General features: G+C 49.1%; 21 protein-coding genes. 11 read left to right on the forward strand and 10 right to left on the reverse strand.

The features are described 5' to 3' along the window. Positions 1-16 precede the first annotated feature (16 nt). Entirely contained in the window at positions 17-346 is a 330-nt protein-coding gene (locus tag K4H28_RS06080; RefSeq protein WP_221007481.1) for a YkgJ family cysteine cluster protein, read from the forward strand. Positions 347-454: 108 nt separating this feature from the next. Here the strand turns inward: K4H28_RS06080 and K4H28_RS06085 are convergent, their stop codons facing one another. The 4 genes from K4H28_RS06085 to K4H28_RS06100 form a co-directional block, all read right to left on the reverse strand. After that, entirely contained in the window at positions 455-2,260 is a 1,806-nt protein-coding gene (locus K4H28_RS06085; protein WP_221007482.1) for a DEAD/DEAH box helicase, read from the reverse strand. Between the two features lie 234 nt (positions 2,261-2,494). Next, a complete protein-coding gene (locus K4H28_RS06090; protein WP_221007483.1) occupies positions 2,495-3,346 on the reverse strand; it encodes a mechanosensitive ion channel domain-containing protein in 852 nt (283 codons plus the stop codon). Between the two features lie 67 nt (positions 3,347-3,413). After that, a complete protein-coding gene (locus tag K4H28_RS06095) occupies positions 3,414-3,758 on the reverse strand; it encodes a VanZ family protein (RefSeq protein ID WP_221007484.1) in 345 nt (114 codons plus the stop codon). Continuing rightward, positions 3,758-4,384 carry a Smr/MutS family protein gene (locus tag K4H28_RS06100; RefSeq protein ID WP_221007485.1) on the reverse strand — a complete coding sequence of 209 codons (627 nt, stop codon included), beginning with the start codon at positions 4,382-4,384 and terminating at the stop codon, positions 3,758-3,760. Before K4H28_RS06100 ends, K4H28_RS06095 begins: the two co-directional genes overlap by 1 nt. Positions 4,385-4,440: 56 nt before the next feature. On the opposite strand from K4H28_RS06100, the gene K4H28_RS06105 reads away from it, so the two are divergent. Next, positions 4,441-4,833 (forward strand): RNA-binding S4 domain-containing protein, encoded by a 393-nt coding sequence (locus K4H28_RS06105; RefSeq protein ID WP_221007486.1) that lies wholly within the window; start codon positions 4,441-4,443, stop codon positions 4,831-4,833. 21 nt (positions 4,834-4,854) lie between these two features. On the opposite strand, the gene K4H28_RS06110 is transcribed toward K4H28_RS06105, so the two are convergent. From K4H28_RS06110 to K4H28_RS06125, 4 genes are all read right to left on the reverse strand, one after another. Further along, positions 4,855-5,697 carry an HDOD domain-containing protein gene (locus tag K4H28_RS06110; RefSeq protein ID WP_221007487.1) on the reverse strand — a complete coding sequence of 281 codons (843 nt, stop codon included), beginning with the start codon at positions 5,695-5,697 and terminating at the stop codon, positions 4,855-4,857. Positions 5,698-5,778: 81 nt separating this feature from the next. Beyond that, positions 5,779-6,519 (reverse strand): basic amino acid ABC transporter substrate-binding protein, encoded by a 741-nt coding sequence (locus tag K4H28_RS06115; RefSeq protein WP_221007488.1) that lies wholly within the window; start codon positions 6,517-6,519, stop codon positions 5,779-5,781. 84 nt (positions 6,520-6,603) lie between these two features. Continuing rightward, positions 6,604-7,035: a SufE family protein gene (locus tag K4H28_RS06120; RefSeq protein WP_221007489.1), complete on the reverse strand. Its 432-nt coding sequence runs from the start codon at positions 7,033-7,035 to the stop codon at positions 6,604-6,606. Beyond that, positions 7,035-8,240: a cysteine desulfurase gene (locus tag K4H28_RS06125; RefSeq protein WP_221007490.1), complete on the reverse strand. Its 1,206-nt coding sequence runs from the start codon at positions 8,238-8,240 to the stop codon at positions 7,035-7,037. Before K4H28_RS06125 ends, K4H28_RS06120 begins: the two co-directional genes overlap by 1 nt. Before the next feature lie 56 nt (positions 8,241-8,296). Between K4H28_RS06125 and nudB the strand changes: the two genes are divergently transcribed. After that, entirely contained in the window at positions 8,297-8,734 is a 438-nt protein-coding gene (nudB, locus tag K4H28_RS06130; protein ID WP_221007491.1) for a dihydroneopterin triphosphate diphosphatase, read from the forward strand. Between the two features lie 3 nt (positions 8,735-8,737). On the opposite strand, the gene K4H28_RS06135 is transcribed toward nudB, so the two are convergent. Together K4H28_RS06135 and K4H28_RS06140 are read right to left on the reverse strand one after the other, a co-directional pair. Then, positions 8,738-10,453: an FAD-dependent oxidoreductase gene (locus K4H28_RS06135; RefSeq protein ID WP_221007492.1), complete on the reverse strand. Its 1,716-nt coding sequence runs from the start codon at positions 10,451-10,453 to the stop codon at positions 8,738-8,740. Next, positions 10,453-11,964 carry a polyamine aminopropyltransferase gene (locus K4H28_RS06140; RefSeq protein WP_221007493.1) on the reverse strand — a complete coding sequence of 504 codons (1,512 nt, stop codon included), beginning with the start codon at positions 11,962-11,964 and terminating at the stop codon, positions 10,453-10,455. The genes K4H28_RS06135 and K4H28_RS06140 overlap by 1 nt, the downstream gene beginning before the upstream one ends. Positions 11,965-12,025: 61 nt before the next feature. Between K4H28_RS06140 and K4H28_RS06145 the strand changes: the two genes are divergently transcribed. From K4H28_RS06145 to K4H28_RS06175, 8 genes are all read left to right on the forward strand, one after another. After that, positions 12,026-12,430 (forward strand): DUF350 domain-containing protein, encoded by a 405-nt coding sequence (locus K4H28_RS06145; RefSeq protein WP_255573639.1) that lies wholly within the window; start codon positions 12,026-12,028, stop codon positions 12,428-12,430. Positions 12,431-12,450: 20 nt separating this feature from the next. After that, positions 12,451-12,747: a hypothetical protein gene (locus tag K4H28_RS06150; RefSeq protein WP_221007494.1), complete on the forward strand. Its 297-nt coding sequence runs from the start codon at positions 12,451-12,453 to the stop codon at positions 12,745-12,747. A gap of 76 nt (positions 12,748-12,823) precedes the next feature. After that, positions 12,824-13,123 carry a hypothetical protein gene (locus tag K4H28_RS06155; RefSeq protein WP_221007495.1) on the forward strand — a complete coding sequence of 100 codons (300 nt, stop codon included), beginning with the start codon at positions 12,824-12,826 and terminating at the stop codon, positions 13,121-13,123. 25 nt (positions 13,124-13,148) lie between these two features. Continuing rightward, positions 13,149-14,282 (forward strand): SPFH domain-containing protein, encoded by a 1,134-nt coding sequence (locus K4H28_RS06160; RefSeq protein ID WP_221007496.1) that lies wholly within the window; start codon positions 13,149-13,151, stop codon positions 14,280-14,282. A gap of 17 nt (positions 14,283-14,299) precedes the next feature. Next, positions 14,300-14,581: a hypothetical protein gene (locus K4H28_RS06165; RefSeq protein ID WP_221007497.1), complete on the forward strand. Its 282-nt coding sequence runs from the start codon at positions 14,300-14,302 to the stop codon at positions 14,579-14,581. 28 nt (positions 14,582-14,609) lie between these two features. After that, entirely contained in the window at positions 14,610-14,738 is a 129-nt protein-coding gene (locus K4H28_RS16720; protein WP_255573640.1) for a hypothetical protein, read from the forward strand. After that, positions 14,738-15,142, forward strand: a complete 405-nt coding sequence (locus K4H28_RS06170; protein ID WP_221007498.1) for a GFA family protein — start codon at positions 14,738-14,740, stop codon at positions 15,140-15,142. Before K4H28_RS16720 ends, K4H28_RS06170 begins: the two co-directional genes overlap by 1 nt. 2 nt (positions 15,143-15,144) lie before the next feature. After that, positions 15,145-15,591, forward strand: a complete 447-nt coding sequence (locus K4H28_RS06175) for a hypothetical protein (RefSeq protein WP_221007499.1) — start codon at positions 15,145-15,147, stop codon at positions 15,589-15,591. Positions 15,592-15,595 lie beyond the last annotated feature (4 nt).

Genomic DNA, 15,595 nt, shown 5'->3' on the forward strand with positions numbered 1-15,595 from the left:
GTAGAGAAAAATAGTTATGAAAAATGAATGTTTAAGTTGTGGTGCTTGCTGTGCTGCTTTTCGGGTGTCGTTTGATCGCTCTGAAATGTGTAGCGAGGGCGGTAAGGTGCCTGATGGCTTGGCGGATTATGAAACTCAGCAGACCATGCGCTTGCGTGGTACTGATTATGCCCAGCCGCGCTGTATTGCGCTAGTTGGGGTGGTTGGTCAGCAGGTTTCTTGTGGGATTTACGCGGAGCGACCGTCTCCGTGCCAAGAGTTTGCGCCGATGTCATCGGTAGGTGTCTTTATCGATGCTTGTAATCGAGCGCGTGCTCGGCATGGTTTGCCTGCGTTGCCTATATAGTAGGGTATTGCCAGCCAGCCATTTACTTTAAATATCTGCATTTAAATACCTAGTAAAAAATAAAGGCAGCCTAGGCTGCCCTTATTTTATCTAATCACGAGTTGGTGATTATTCGAAGCGTCCGCCGCCACGGTTGCCGCTTGGCTTGCCTTGGTAGCCGCCGCCTGTGCTGCGACGTTGACCATCGCCGCCACGACCTGCGTAACCGCCTTCGCGATTGCCGCCACCATCACGACTGCCTGCGCCGTCACGACTGCCGCCACCGAAGCCGCCAGTGCGCGGCGCTGCTGCGTCACGGTTGCCTTGGTAGCCGCCAGTGCGTGGTGCTGCGCCATCGCGATTGCCCGCGTAGCCACCAGTGCGTGGTGCGCCGCCTTCACGATTGCCAGCGTAACCGCCACGATTGTCTTGGTTGCCTTGGTAGCCACCAGAACGGCCGCCATCACGATCACGAGTTTGGCCTGAGCCAAATGAGCGTTGTTCACGTGGTTGACCTTGGTAGCCGCCATCACGTGGTGCTGATTCGCTTGGGCGGTGGTGACCTTGGTAACCGGCTTCGCCACGTGGGTGAACGCCTTCGCTGCGACCTGCATCACGGTCACGATTACCTTGGTAGCCGCCACCTTCACGATTGCCTTGGTAACCACGTCCGCCGCCGTTGCCGCCTGCTGGACGACCACGACCGCCTGCTGGACGACCACGGTCATGACCGCCACCGCTACCTGCGCGACCTGGCTGGAAGCGAGCTTCCAAGCCTTCAATAACTTGCGTGCTGAAATCTAAATTGTATTGGCGACGAATACGCGTCAACAAAGTGAAATCGTTTTTCGTAACCAGTGACACGGCTTCGCCAGTGCGACCGGCACGGCCAGTACGGCCGATGCGGTGAATGTAATCTTCGCAGAAGCGTGGCAAGTCAAAGTTCAATACTAAAGTAATACCGGCAACGTCAATACCACGAGCGGCAACGTCAGTTGCAACCAAAACGTCGATATCGCATTTACGCAAACGATCTAAAGTACGACGACGGTCACGTTGTGCCAAGTCTCCGTGCATTGCCGCGGCTTTAAAGCCTTCCATTTTTAACCATTCAGCCAATTCGTCAGCGCTGATTTTAGTTGCAGTGAAGACAATGGCTTGATTGCCTTCGTTTTTCTTCAGGAAAGCTGCGGTCAATTTTTGTTTGTGCTCGTAACCATCAGCGTAATGTACTGATTGGTCGATTTGCGCTTGCATTGTAGCTTGAGCGGCCATTTCAACCAATTTCGGTGCTTTCAACATCGGCACGGCGAAGCGTTGTACTGATTCAGTCAAAGTGGCAGAGAATAGGGCGGTTTGACGCTCTTTTGGTAGTGCATCAACAATCGCTTCAACTTCATCGATAAAGCCCATGTCGAGCATACGATCTGCTTCGTCAAGAACGAGCATTTCCAAGCGTTTGAAATCAATACGGCCACTGCGCATCAAGTCAGTCAAGCGACCGGGTGTTGCCACCAAAACTTCGTACGGTTGTGACAAAAGTTTGTTTTGTACTGGGTAAGGCACGCCACCCACTACAGTCACTACTTTGCAGCGTGGGATGTTGCGGCACAAATCAGTTGCTACTTTTGACACTTGCTCAGCGAGTTCGCGAGTCGGTGTCAAAACGAGGATACGTGGGCCACGTGCGGTGTGTTTTGCTTCTTTGGTAAGGCGATGCAATGCAGGCAACAAGAAGGCGGCTGTTTTACCAGTACCTGTTTGTGCGGAAGCCATGATGTCGTTACCAGCCAACAATTCTGGGATCGAAGCCGCTTGAATTGGTGTTGGTGTATTGAAGCCTTGAGCGGCCAAAATGTCTGTTAATTGTGATGCAAGGCCTAGTTCTACAAAAGCGTTAGGCGTAGTTGATTCAGGCGCAGTAGTGTGCGGCATGTAAGTTGTCCTTGTAAGGTCGGGCTGGAATCAATCCAGCGCAGCATCGACGCCAACCAGGAACAACCGCTTTATCAATTAGCACGCGGGAATAAGGTTAGAGGCGATGACGGGGCTATATGTAATCGTGTGCTTCTAAAGGAGGGACACGGATGAAGGAGGCGAATTATGCCAACCTATTGCCAATTATGCAACATATTTATTACGATAGTTTGAATAGTGACTCGATTGCTGTTAGACGGATTCGCTCGGGCTGAACTCGCGCAAAAATTGCCGCAGGATGCGCTGCTCAATTTTTGCCCGCAAACCCAACGGTGCTGGTAGTTGTAATTGAAGACCTATCGTATCGATATCATCCAAGATGATACGTACTCGCGGCTCTTGCAGCGGTGTGTCGATAATGTAATCACTGGCGATTTCCTTGGCGTGATCTACCAAGTCCTTGGCATATTCGGCAATGGTATTGCGTCCGCATTCAAGTAAAATAGTTTCGGCCATCTCCCAGTCGGCGCTGCGCTCAATATGGATATGAATGGTTTGAATGGCAAAATGCCCCATCATGGTTTCGTTGTAAACTGGATTGGTGAACAGCATTGAGTTCGGAATTTTGATCCCGCGACCCACTGTGCCCTTGTGGTTTTCGGCACGGCTCGATTCAATCAATGTGGTTGAAATCAAATTCACATCAATGACTTGACCTTTAATTCCGGCTATTTCAATCCGATCGCCTAGCTCATAAAGTCGGCTGCTTGTGCGGTAGACCGAGCCCAGCATGCAGAGAATGACCTCTTTAGTTGCTAATACAAAAGCAGCGGCAACGGCGACTAAAGAAACGGCAAAAGTTTGGATTTCCTGCCCCCAAATTAATATCGCACCCAGTACGGTCAAACCCAGTATGACGTTGCGCAGCGTGACCAGCCAGCGGCGCTTGGTCTCAAGGCTGAAATCATCACGATGCAGGATCGCTTTGCGCATACCTGCGCGCAAAGTCAGCATCAATACGATCAGCAGGACGCTTAAAATAAGGTCGCGCAACAGACCTCGATCAAGTAAAAATGGCAAGTTTTGATTGATGCTGTCTATCATGGGTATGTTCTTCTAGGTAATGATAATATTGGATTTTAGCTAGATACGTTCGTTTTTTTCGAGGGAGTTACTTCCGCTTTAACCACGCGCTGGCCAAAAGAACGCCGCCCAGTGCTCCAACGCCATTGGCGATCATGTCGTGCGTATCAAAACTGCGATATGGGGTGAGCGCTTGCGCAAATTCGACAGTAATCCCCATTAGTGCCGCACCAAGCCAGACTTTGCTCGGTTGGCGCCAGATCAATTGCGCCAGCAAGGCCAGCACACCGTAGCCAATAAAATGCTGGATCTTGTCGCCATTTTCAATGCTGGGCCCGCTCATGGGCATCAATGAGCCAATCCAAATGGCTACAGTCCAAGACCAAAACAGGCAAGGCAAGACGAGCTTGGGATTTGAAAGTGAGAGTTTCATTATTTCGCCGACTTAACAAGAACCAAGACTGCGCCAGCGCAGCCTTGAAATGGGTTGGCTTGCGCAAAAGCTAAAACTTCCGGCATTTGGGCTAGCCAGTTTTTTAACTTGAGTTTTAACACGGGAATACCGGATGCAGAGCTAAGTCCTTTGCCGTGAATGATCCGTACGCACCGAAATTGCCTTTGTTGGCAGTGATACAAGAATTGCGCAACTTGCGTCCGAGCCGAATCGATGTTTTCACCATGCAAATCGAGCTCAGCTTCGGCTTGCCAGTCGCCACGCTTAAGTTTACGTAGTGTGTCGAGCTTTTGACCTGGCTTCATATGCATCAATTGTTCGCCTGCTTCCAGCTCATCCCAAGGCCAAAAATCGCTCATGGAGTCATTTAAGACGGGGCTTTCCACGTACAAGCCTTTCGGCCATGGGCTTGGTGCGGGCGGAATGTGGCTGATTTTTTCTGAATTCTTGAGTGGCGCAACATCTTTCATTGCCGCTAAAAACAGGGCGTGATGGTCAGGCTCAGCAGGCTTTTCGCGAATGACAGGCTTGTAGCGCTGATTTTCTTGCGCTTCACGCAGTTGTTTGCGTAGCTTTTTAAGTTGTTGTGTGGTGTTTTTATCCATACCGGCGCATTCTGATCGTCGTAGAATGCTATTTTAACAGCGGAATGCGTTGCGACATGCAAGATAAAGTGCGTTTAGATAAATGGCTGTGGGCGGCGCGTTTTTTTAAAACACGCTCGTGTGCCGCCAAGGCCATTGAGGCAGGCCATGTGCATCATCAAGGTCAGCGCGCCAAGTGCGCCACCGCACCAAAAGTGGGCGACATGCTCAAAATCCAAGCTCCACATGGTGTTTTTGAAGTGCAGGTGGTTTTGTTGGCAAGTCAACGTAGTTCGGCAGAGGTGGCTCGCACTTTGTATCAAGAAACGCCAGAGAGTGTAGTGCGGCGTGAGCGTGATTTGTTTGCGCAAAAAATGCAGCCGCACTTCGATCATCCTGATATTAAAGGCCGGCCGACTAAAAAATGGCGGAGACAGTTGAATCAGGCGGTGGGTTTTATTGAAGAGTAGGTATGAGTTGTGCGTCTGAGCTCAAAGCATCATGCCAATATTGTCGACCATGTCTTCAAACTCTTCGAGCTTAAAAGCAAGGTGATTGAGTAGCACAGGTTCAATGCCGCGCCATTCAATATGCTCAAACTGTTTTACGTTCATTTTTAAAATGTGCTCAGCCAAGCTGGCAATGGCAATCAAGGTGCATATATGATGCCATTCTGCATCTTCACCATGTTCAAATAAGCTGTAGTCGTGGTGATTTAAGATCGCCAGCTGCGTGTCTTCCGGCAAGTACCAAGTTCGGCCCAGCAAATAGCCAACCACATTGTGGCTGGTTTGATGGCGGCGATTTTCGAGCTCGATGAACTCTTGTCGAGACATGCGCTCGCCGCGTTCTAGCGTTTCCATGTAATTAGGAAAACGCCCCGACATTAAAACTTGCCCGCAATTATGAAATAACCCAAAGGTATAGGCTTCTGCGCTATCAATGCCATGCACGTTTTCGCTGAGTGCCGCTGCAATCATCGCCATTCGATTGGCGCTATCCCAGAAATAATCCATCTGATTGTTATTGCCACTTAAAACTTGTCGCAACACGACACCTTCGGTGATGTTGCAAATATTGCGTAAGCCTAATAGTTTTAAGGCCTCATCGACTGAGTTGATGCGTTTGTTGAGTTGGTAAAATGGTGAGTTCACTGTTTTAAGCATGGCGGCCGACAGCGTGAGGTCTGAATTAATCAGGCGAGCAATTTCATCAAAGTCAGGATCTTCGGCCTCTTGCGCCTTTTTGATTGCCGTTAAAACATCTGGACGAGTTGGGATCACCATGCTTTTGAATAGCGTTTCAGATTCGGTAGGAGAAATGTCGCGCAACATAGTGTGCCGGCTTTTGTTAGAGAAGATGATTTAGTGTAGGCGATGGCAAAAAAAAATACGGCGATTAAGCCGTATTTTTTCTTATTTATTACCGAAGTATTTGGTGTGAATTTTTTGATAAGTACCATCCGCCTTGATGCCAGCTAGACCTGTATTAATCTCATCAAGGAGCTTTTTGTTGCCTTTACGTACGGCGATGCCGTATTGCTCAACAGCAAAGCTTGAGTCGTCAATGAGGCGGAATTTTTGCCCTGGATTGTTGATTAAATAGTTTTTAACCACCGCATTATCGGCAACCACAGCGCTGACGCCGCTATTGGAGAGTTCTGCGAGTGCGAGGGTGATGTTTTCGTAGCGGCGAATATCTGGGCTAGTTTTGCCAAATTGTTTTTGAACGACCGTGTCGCCCGTGGTGCCATTTTGTACGCCGACTTTTTTGCCTTTTAAATCGCTTAGTTGCTTAATTGGGCTGCCTTCCTTCACAACGATGAGCTGTTTGGCATCAAAGTAGGGGGCTGAAAAATCCATGCTTTTTTGGCGCTCTGGCGTGATGGTTACGGCCGCAATGACAATGTCGCGCTCGCCATTGTTGAGACTGGCAAACAAGCCTTCCCATGGCGTATTGTTTAGCTTAACTTTGAAGCCTTGTTTTTTTGCGATGGCATTGATGATGTCAGCATCAAATCCAACGATTTCTCTGTTTTTATTGAGCGACTCGAACGGCGCAAAAGTAGCATCGGTTGCTGCTGTGTACGTTTTTTCTGCCATTGCAGAGCAAGAAATAAAACCGATGGCGAGGGAGAGGGCTAGCTTTTTGAACATAAAAAGACTCCAGTTGACTGAGTGATGCCAGTCAGAATGCGCCCCACAGATTGCTCGGTCAATGCGAGAAATCCCGCAGTAAGCTTACATGTTGCTGTGTTGTTTGATGTGCGTCACGATGGCTTTGAGCCCATTGCCACGGCTTGCGGAAAGGAAACGCTGTAAACCTAATTCATTGAGCCAAGCGGTGAAGTCAAAGTTTTGGATGTCTGTTGCACTTTTGTCGTGATAGGCCGCCAATATCAGTGTGAGCAACCCCTTAATTACTTTTGAGTCGCTATCCGCAGCGAGTAGATAGCAGTCGTCTTTTCGCTCCAGCCAAAGCCAAACCTGACTTTCGCAGCCGCTGACTCGATGTTCATTGTCGCGCATCTCAACTGGAAACTCGGGTAACTCGCGAGCCAGTTGTACTAAAAGTCGGTTTTTTGCCTCCCAGCCTTGCGCTTGGGAGAGCCGATTGCTTAAATCGCTTAAGCTAATTTCGGTGCCAAATGGGTGGTGGGGTAAATTACTCATTAGCCTAATATCTCAAGAGTTTCGTGAAGTGCGACTAGAAATGCATCAACGTCGCTACTCGTGTTGTAAGCTGCGAATGAGGCGCGTAGCGTCCCGCTGACGCCTAGGCTTTGTAGCAAAGGTTGCGCGCAGTGGTGGCCCACCCGTACGGCAATGCCTTTGTGATCTAAAAACTGTGCCACATCATAAGGATGGGCGCCAGCAAAAGTCATTGAAGTCAGTGCTGCTTTGTCAGGGCTTTGACCGTGAATGGAGATGCCAGTCATTTGAATTAGGCCTTCTTCAAGCTGTTGCCGTAATTGCTGCTCGTGATTCAGTAGCGCAGCTCGGTCTAGGGCGCTTATCCAAGTGAGTGCTGCACTAAGGCCAACGGCTTGGGCAATGGCTGGTGTTCCGGCTTCAAATCGATACGGTGCAGCGGCATAGGTGCTTCCACTGAATGAAACGGCTGCAATCATCTCGCCACCGCCTTGCCATGGCGACATTGAGTTAAGGGTATTGCTCTCTACCCAAAGAGCGCCAATGCCCGTGGGGCCATACACCTTGTGGCCGGAGAAGGCGTAAAAATCAGCGCCGAGTTCTTGTACATCAATATTTAAATGTGCAACAGCTTGGGCGCCATCGACCAAGACCTTGGCACCTGCGTGGTGTGCTGCCTCGCAAATTAATTGAATTGGCTGAATGCTCCCAATCGCATTCGAGACGTGGCTAATGGCCACTAATTTGGTTTTGTTGCTTAATAAAGAAGAAAAATGTGCAAGATCAACCGCACCATGCTCATCCAACTTAATGATTTTTATAATGACGCCTCGGCGCTCTGCCAGCATTTGCCATGGCACGATGTTTGCGTGATGCTCTAGCGTCGACAAAATGATTTCGTCGCCAGTATTGAGAGAGTTGCCCCAGCTATTCGCAACTAAATTGATCGCCTCAGTGGTTCCGCGAGTGAAAATAATCTCTTCGTGACTTGGCGCATTAATAAACTGCGCGACAACATGCCGTGCGCCCTCGTAGGCATCAGTTGCTGCAGTCGCTAAGCGATGCGCGCCGCGGTGCACGTTGGCGTTGTGATTCTCGTAATAAAACCGCTCCGCGTCGAGTACGCACAAAGGCTTTTGCATCGTCGCAGCGTTATCTAAATAAATGAGGTCAGGGTGGTTGCTGAAAATTGGGAACTGTTTTTTGAGTTCAATTGCATCAAACATGAGATTTAGTATCAAAGAAGAGCTGGCAGCATGGACTTGCAATTGTATAATGCGTCATGCCCTATAAACAGCCTATTTCTATATTACTCGTTATCCATACGTCCGATTTGCAGGTATTGCTGCTCGAACGGTCTGATTTTGCCGGTGCTTGGCAATCCGTCACCGGCAGCAGTGAGGCGAATGAAGTCTTGATTGATACTGCTCGCCGCGAGTTATTTGAAGAAACTGGCTTGGTGGTGAGCAATGACGACATCGTTGATTGGCAACAATCGACCGATTTTGAAATTTTTGAGCGCTGGCGCCACCGTTACGCCCCCGGTGTAACCCATAACACCGAGCATGTATTCAGCGTGCAAGTGCCTATCGACAGTATCATCACCATCGCGCCACGTGAACATACACAATATTGCTGGACCAATATTGATGACGCGATAGACAAAGTCTTTTCACCTTCGAATGCCGAGGCTTTACGCCAACTTCCTGAAAAAGTATAGTTTTTAGCGCGCCAATATCTTTTTGGCCGCTACATCGCCCCACCATGCGGCCTCTTCAAAAATCGATATGCCACTCAAATCGCTATGTGCGAATTGAATACGGCTGTTTTGTTGTAATAGACTTTCCACTCCCGTATTGTTCAAAAATCCCACCGTAGGGCTGCTCATCGCGTGGCCGCGCAGGGTGATTTCTACCTGTTGCACCGATTCTCGTGCTTTGAATTGACTGCCCCAGCCATAAGCAGCGTCTAGATCTTGCGCTGCGATGGCATACAGCTCGTCGCCAGTAGCGCGCTCAAGTCGCTGCCGGACAATTTTGGGGTCTTCGTTCGCGTAAGCGTGGTAGGCCGTCATCACGCTGTATTCGGGCTTTGCGGTGCGGATCAATTGATGCGTGCCATTGACGAAACCCAGGCTGCGACTGCCATACACGACATTATCCCAAGCCAGCGGATGATGTTCGGGCTCGGTGGGGAAGCGGTTGATTAAGAAGTTACTGACCTGCCATGGCGCGTGGTGCGTGCCGTGCTGTTTAAGATCGAACCCTAGTCCTTGAATCTCGGGAATGATATGCGCCGCGACATGCAAGGGCATCGCGCAGATGACATGATCGGCAATGAGTCTAGTTGCCGTTTTAGTGCTGGGGTCTAAAACATCGATCGATACGGTTTGACCTTGCTCTTGAACCCGTGTCGCAACGCCCGTCATGCGCTGATTGGCAGTGAGCTTTGATGTCATGTGTCGTATAAGTGGATTGAGCCCGTCTGGCCACGTGAGCACTGCGCCTTCATGGGCGTTGCTGGCTGTTTTGCTATGTTTTGCGCCGGCGCGGCTTGAATGTTCTATTTCTTCGCCTCGCCTCGAGTCGTTGGTTTGCTCGCCTCTGCTCGCAAAGTAATGCAGTCCAGCCCATGCCGATGTTTGTGCTAGGCCAATGCCGTAATCGTCGCGGCAGGCGTAGTCGAGATACCAAAGTAGACTCGGGGCTGTGTATTGATGGCGTTTTAACCAGTCGGCAAAACTGATGTCATCCAGTTTGCGCCATGCAGTGTCTTGGCTTGAATGTGCCATAGGTACACAAAATGGCCGTTTTCCATCGCTGCCTTTTTGCTGCTTGATTTGCTCGATGTATTGAAAAAAACGTTTCTGCTCAGCGATTTCTGCAGCAGGAATGCCTTGTTGCGGAATAAGTCCCTCTTGCCACTGTCCGTTAATCAAAAGCCGATCTTCGGGGGCGTGCACCAATACGCGCTCGTCAAATAGGGGATTGGGCATAAAAGCATTGGCTTCAATCACGCCCATATCGAGCAATAGCTCGCGAATGTGCGTTGATTCCATCGATGGCAAGGGCAGGTAATGTGCGCCGCGTGGATAGTGGATGTTTGAGTTGGTATTAGGCGAAAATTGCCCATTGGCGCAATTGCCGCCCCATTCAGGGCCTTCAACCAGCACAAAATCTGTAAATCCATCTTGCACTAAGCGCCACGCAGCAAATAGGCCCGCCGCGCCCGAGCCCAAAATCGCCACTTTGACGCGTCGTTCACTGCTCGGTTGAATGGGTGATGTATTGTCTCTTAGACTATGTCCAGCTTCTATTCCCGGTAAATACACCGTAATGGGTAAGCCCCAAGAAGTGAATTTTGTACAGGCAGGAAGTGTGGTCGCTAAACCGAGTGCCGCGCTGCGCTGTAAAAACTGGCGACGGTTGAGCTGCCACATCAGCGAATCACCTTCGCCCAGTCTTGCTCAAAATAATTCACCAGCGATTGATTATTCAGCTGATTGATTTCAACTTTGACTGGCTGCATATCGGGCGGGAAGAAAAACATTTGCCGCGTGGTTTCTGCATCGAGGAATTTCGTTGCTACGCGATAACTTGTCGGTGGCGTGTAGCCCGTTTTCTTGCTGGCCAGAATAAAACCCCATTCGCCAAAAGAGGGGACAAAGGCATGATATGGGGATGTATGTAGTCCTACGCTTTGTAGAGTGGCGTTAATGCACCAATACGAGTAGGGGGCATGTAGCGGTGAGGTCGATTGCACCACCATCAGGCCGTTCTCGCTCAAGTGTTTCATCACCAAGCGGTACATCGGTACCGAGTACAGTTTGCCGAGCGCAAAGTTAGAGGGGTCTGGAAAATCAATGATGATGGCGTCAAACACGCCTTGGTCGTTTTCTAGCCATTGCCCCGCATCGGCATTGATGACTTTGACTTTTGGATTACTGAGTGAACGTTGATTAAAGCCAGTCAGTTTTGGATTGTGCGTAAAGAGGTCGGTCATCGCAGGATCGAGATCGACCAAGGTGACGTGTTCGATTTGCGGGTATTTTAAGATTTCTCGCACCGCCAATCCATCGCCACCACCCAGCACCAGCACACGGCGCGCTTGCGGCAGTTTTTCCAAGACGGGATGCACCAATGCTTCGTGATATCGGTATTCGTCGCGGCTAGAAAATTGTAGATTGCCATTGATGTAGAGGCGAGTATCGTTTTTCCACTGGGTAATTAAGAGGCGTTGATAGGGTGTGGTTTGGGCGTGGATGATTTCATCGCCATACAGAGCTTTTTCACTCCAACGCGTGAGGTGATCGGAGGCGAACATCGCACCGACCAAAACAATCAGTGCGATACCCGCCCGCATCAGTTGAATACTGGGTGAAGCCAGTTGCTGGCGAAAAATATGGATGGTTAAAAGTGCAATGCCCACATTGATAATGCCAAATAAGATCGCCGAGCGCGCCAAGCCTAAATGCGGTGCCAAGATCAACGGAAACACCAGCGAAACGGCCAGCGCGCCCATATAGTCGAAAGTCAGAACGCGGCTGACGATTTCATTGAATGAAGTTTGCCGCTGATTCAGTACCCGCATCACCAGTGGCACTTCCATCCCCACCAAAATGCCTGTGATAAATACCAGCGCATACAGCACGGAGCGAAACGGTGTACTCGCCCAAGCGAATACGACAAATAAAAGTGTGGCAGACAAACCGCCAATCAGGCCGACCAAGAGTTCGACTTCAATAAACGTATCGAGCGTACGTTCTTCTTTCACATATTTAGAGAAGTGCGAGCCAATCCCCATGGCAAATAAGTAACAGCCAATAATCGATGAAAACTGCAGGATGGAATCGCCCATCAGGTAGCTGGCGAGCGCAGCGGCAATCAATTCGTAAGCGAGTCCGCAGCTAGCTACAACAAAAACCGAAAGGATCAGCAGTTTATCTCGCATGGATATTTCGAATGTTTTGGGTCAGAATGACAGCATTATGCCTGAGCAGAGTAAGGAATGAATGATGTTAGCCAGTTATTTGCCCCCCTTGATTGGATATTTCAGTTACCTCGCGTCGGCTCTTGCGATGCTGATTGTGTTTGCAGTGTTGTACATCAAAGTCACGCCGTTTGATGAACTTGCCTTGATCCGTGATGGCTGCACCGCAGCGGCGCTGTCGTTTGGCGGGGCGTTGGTCGGCTTTTCGTTGGCGCTGGCCTCCAGCGCATTGCATCTCAATCGCTTGGAGTATTTCATTATCTGGGGTGCATTGGCCGGTGTCATTCAGATTCTGGTTTATGTGTGCCTTACACGCTGCATCAAAGAAATGCCGCAGGCGATTATGGAAAACAATGTTGCAGTGGGCGCGCTAGCAGGGAGCGTTTCCTTGGCGGTCGGCGTGATTAATGCGGGTTGTTTGTCTTAAATTTTAGGGTTTTGAAAGAAATGAATGCATCGCTTTTTCGTTACACACTGGTCGTTCTTGCATTTTTACTGGCGGGGCTAGAGGCTTATCAGTTTACGCAAACCTTTGCATGGAGCGACGCGCTGATTGCCCTTGGTTTTTTGTTGATGGGGATTTCGATGTGGAGTAACCCGAGTTTGGTGTGGCCTTATGAAGTGGCGAAACCGAACGAGATGGCACGAATTACGCCACAAGTTTCGCATGCGATGTATTCGATTGCGCGCATTTTGGTTGCGGGCGGTGTCGTGATCAAGGTTTTTCAAGCTTTTGCGGTGTGAGTTGTGCTGTGGATTTATGAATTGAGTCATTCTGACTCAATTGTTGTTTCCTAATCGTGATTTTGGAGCTTGGACTATGGCATTCGGTAATGTGGCAGTGGATGGGAGAAAGGTGGTTGATGGTTTTCAAGTCGGCAATCTTCATATTCTTGCTGGCGGCGTTTTGCGAGTGAATGGCTTTGTGATTGGAAATTTGATTGTTGAAGCTGGCTCAAAAACGGTGATTTCTGGGTTCTTGATCGGGAATCTTGTTCGTCGCGGCGGCGAACTTGAAGTGGGTGGTTTTCATGTTGGTAATGTGATTGATCAGTCCAAAGCCTTGGAACAAAAGTTTTTAAAACCAGTCGCGCCAAAACGCGTTCATCAATTGAAGTAATCAGTCTATCAATTTGGAGATCGTCATGAGTCTCGGTTCATTTATTAAAAAGCAATTTATCGACATTCTGCAGTGGAATGAAGACAGCGATGGCGTGTTGGCTTATCGCTTTCCAATGGCTGATTTTGAAATTCAGTACGGTGGCAGCCTCACGGTGCGCGAATCGCAAATGGCGGTGTTTTTGAATGAAGGCCAAGTTGCTGATGTATTTGGCGCTGGCATGTACAAGCTCACCACGCAAACGCTGCCAGTACTGACTTACCTGAAAAACTGGGACAAGCTGTTTGAGTCGCCATTCAAATCGGATGTGTATTTCTTTAGCACCCGCCTGCAGCTTGGCCGTAAATGGGGTACCCCGCAACCAATTACGATTCGCGATGCTGATTTTGGTATGGTGCGAATGCGTGCGTTTGGTGTTTATTCGTATAAATTGGTCGATCCCAAATTATTCTTTACCGAAATCAGCGGTACGCGTGAAGTCTATACCCGCGACGATTTAGAGCTGCAATTGCGTAATTTGGTGATCTCAACGATGACCAGCGCCCTTGGCGGATCAGGCGTGCCATTCCTTGATATGGCGGGTAATCAAGGCTTGATGGGACAAAAAATCAGCGAAGCGCTGGTTCCTGTGTTCGCCAAATACGGTTTGGAACTCGACAACTTCGCCGTTGAAAACATCAGCTTGCCGGAAGAACTACAAAAAGCCATTGATACGCGGATTTCGATGGGCATGATTGGCGATATGGCCAGATTCACCCAATACCAAACCGCCACTGCGATTCCTCTTGCCGCACAAAACGAAGGCGGCATGGCCGGAATCGGCGCAAGTATGGCGGCGGGTGTGGGTATGGGTCAGATGATGGCGAACGCCATGAATACAGCCATGAACCCAAATGCTCAAGCAGCGCCGCAAGCGGGCGTTGGTGTCGGCATGGGAGTTGATGGTGGTATGGGTGTAGGACTATTTGCTAATGCAGGACAGCAAGCAATACCCGCAGCAGCATCGCCAGCACCTAGTGCGCCACAAGCAGTCGCTATTGATCCAAATAGCCCTCAGGCCAAACTCGGTCAACTCAAAGGCTTGCTCGACCAAGGCTTAATTTCGCAAGCGGATTACGATGGAGCGAAAGCGGAAGTGTTGAAAAAGTTAATTGGCTAAAAGAAAAGGAAATTGAAGTGGAGTCAATATTTTTTGGCGTGGTCATTATTGCTGGGCTGATATTACTGAATCGGTTTTTCCCATTTATGCCTTGGACTACGCTTGAGTGGCAATCTTTGCCAACGGAATCAGAGTATCGGCAATTACATCCTAGCGCTGTAAAAAATGATATTAGCCATTGTGTGTATTGCGATAGCGTTCAACAGTTTGATTTTCCTGCATTTAATCCGGGCGTGGTCCATCGCAAGGTTTTATGTGCGAAGTGCAAAAAGCCACTTTGGCGGGTGACCTTGGAATAACTTTTTTATGTCTTTTATTGGAATCCTGATGAATACGATAACCATGTTGTTAGGTTTATTGGGTGCGATTTGCATGATGTGGGCCTGCTGGGCTTTCGATCGTTATTACGATGAGTCTGATAAGAAAAATCTGAATCACAATCAGGGTAATGAATAATGAGCTTTCGAGGGTCTTGTGCTTGCAAAACAATCTCTTATGAGGTTGATGAGTTAGCTGGCGGTATTTCGCATTGCCATTGCGTGACTTGCCGTAAAACCCATGCTGCCGCGTTTAATTCTGCTGCGGGCGTGAAGCCCGAGTCGTTTCGCTGGTTGGCTGGCGAAGATCAGCTTAGTCAGTTTGAGTCGTCGCCGGGTAAGGTGCGCTATTTTTGCTCGAAGTGCGGTAGTCATTTATTGGCGAAAAAAGAAGGGCGTCCTTTGTGGGTGTTACGAGTAGCAACTTTGGACAATGATCCACATGTGCGGCCCGAGCAGCATATTTGGACTTCGCATAATGTGGATTGGTTGGATTATGAAGAAATACCGAAATACCTTGAATGGCAACCCAATAGAGTTTGATTTTGAATAAAGTTACTGAGTTGTTACTTGTATTTATTTTGAGCATTTTAGTAGGTGGCCTACTTACGACTTTGTACCTGTTTGAAGGCGCTGCGCCGAAAGGTTTGCTCAGTGCTTTGAATTGGGCTATGACATTTTGCGGAATGGTGTTTTTTATTTCGCTTTGTGGCTGCTTGTTTGTAAGCGAACAAACTCGGCGGCGTCGCTTTGGCTTATGGATGGGAGCATTGGGTTGCTTTGGTGTATTTAAGGTTTTGAGTGATTGGTTAAAACCAGGTGAAGATATTGATTGTGGCGGGCGCTTGTTAGATTACTCGACTTGCTTTGTTATAAGCCACTTGCCTATGAGCTTACAAGGCCCTGCATGGTTTGTGATTTTGTTGTTGCTGCTGCTTGGGCTTTCCTTTTTCACGGCGTTAGGTTGGAAAATGTATGTTGATGAACGTTGAAACT

Origin of the sequence: Deefgea tanakiae (genome assembly GCF_019665765.1) — a bacterium.
Taxonomy (GTDB): domain Bacteria; phylum Pseudomonadota; class Gammaproteobacteria; order Burkholderiales; family Chitinibacteraceae; genus Deefgea; species Deefgea tanakiae.

Bases quoted from the DNA above. Each gene is read 5' to 3' on its own strand.
- K4H28_RS06080 (WP_221007481.1), top strand. From the start codon at position 17: ATGAAAAATGAATGTTTAAGTTGTGGTGCTTGCTGTGCTGCTTTTCGG.
- K4H28_RS06085 (WP_221007482.1), bottom strand. From the start codon at position 2,260: ATGCCGCACACTACTGCGCCTGAATCAACTACGCCTAACGCTTTTGTA.
- K4H28_RS06090 (WP_221007483.1), bottom strand. From the start codon at position 3,346: ATGATAGACAGCATCAATCAAAACTTGCCATTTTTACTTGATCGAGGT.
- K4H28_RS06095 (WP_221007484.1), bottom strand. From the start codon at position 3,758: ATGAAACTCTCACTTTCAAATCCCAAGCTCGTCTTGCCTTGCCTGTTT.
- K4H28_RS06100 (WP_221007485.1), bottom strand. From the start codon at position 4,384: ATGGATAAAAACACCACACAACAACTTAAAAAGCTACGCAAACAACTG.
- K4H28_RS06105 (WP_221007486.1), top strand. From the start codon at position 4,441: ATGCAAGATAAAGTGCGTTTAGATAAATGGCTGTGGGCGGCGCGTTTT.
- K4H28_RS06110 (WP_221007487.1), bottom strand. From the start codon at position 5,697: ATGTTGCGCGACATTTCTCCTACCGAATCTGAAACGCTATTCAAAAGC.
- K4H28_RS06115 (WP_221007488.1), bottom strand. From the start codon at position 6,519: ATGTTCAAAAAGCTAGCCCTCTCCCTCGCCATCGGTTTTATTTCTTGC.
- K4H28_RS06120 (WP_221007489.1), bottom strand. From the start codon at position 7,035: ATGAGTAATTTACCCCACCACCCATTTGGCACCGAAATTAGCTTAAGC.
- K4H28_RS06125 (WP_221007490.1), bottom strand. From the start codon at position 8,240: ATGTTTGATGCAATTGAACTCAAAAAACAGTTCCCAATTTTCAGCAAC.
- nudB (WP_221007491.1), top strand. From the start codon at position 8,297: ATGCCCTATAAACAGCCTATTTCTATATTACTCGTTATCCATACGTCC.
- K4H28_RS06135 (WP_221007492.1), bottom strand. From the start codon at position 10,453: ATGTGGCAGCTCAACCGTCGCCAGTTTTTACAGCGCAGCGCGGCACTC.
- K4H28_RS06140 (WP_221007493.1), bottom strand. From the start codon at position 11,964: ATGCGAGATAAACTGCTGATCCTTTCGGTTTTTGTTGTAGCTAGCTGC.
- K4H28_RS06145 (WP_255573639.1), top strand. From the start codon at position 12,026: ATGATGTTAGCCAGTTATTTGCCCCCCTTGATTGGATATTTCAGTTAC.
- K4H28_RS06150 (WP_221007494.1), top strand. From the start codon at position 12,451: ATGAATGCATCGCTTTTTCGTTACACACTGGTCGTTCTTGCATTTTTA.
- K4H28_RS06155 (WP_221007495.1), top strand. From the start codon at position 12,824: ATGGCATTCGGTAATGTGGCAGTGGATGGGAGAAAGGTGGTTGATGGT.
- K4H28_RS06160 (WP_221007496.1), top strand. From the start codon at position 13,149: ATGAGTCTCGGTTCATTTATTAAAAAGCAATTTATCGACATTCTGCAG.
- K4H28_RS16720 (WP_255573640.1), top strand. From the start codon at position 14,610: ATGAATACGATAACCATGTTGTTAGGTTTATTGGGTGCGATTTGCATG.
- K4H28_RS06170 (WP_221007498.1), top strand. From the start codon at position 14,738: ATGAGCTTTCGAGGGTCTTGTGCTTGCAAAACAATCTCTTATGAGGTT.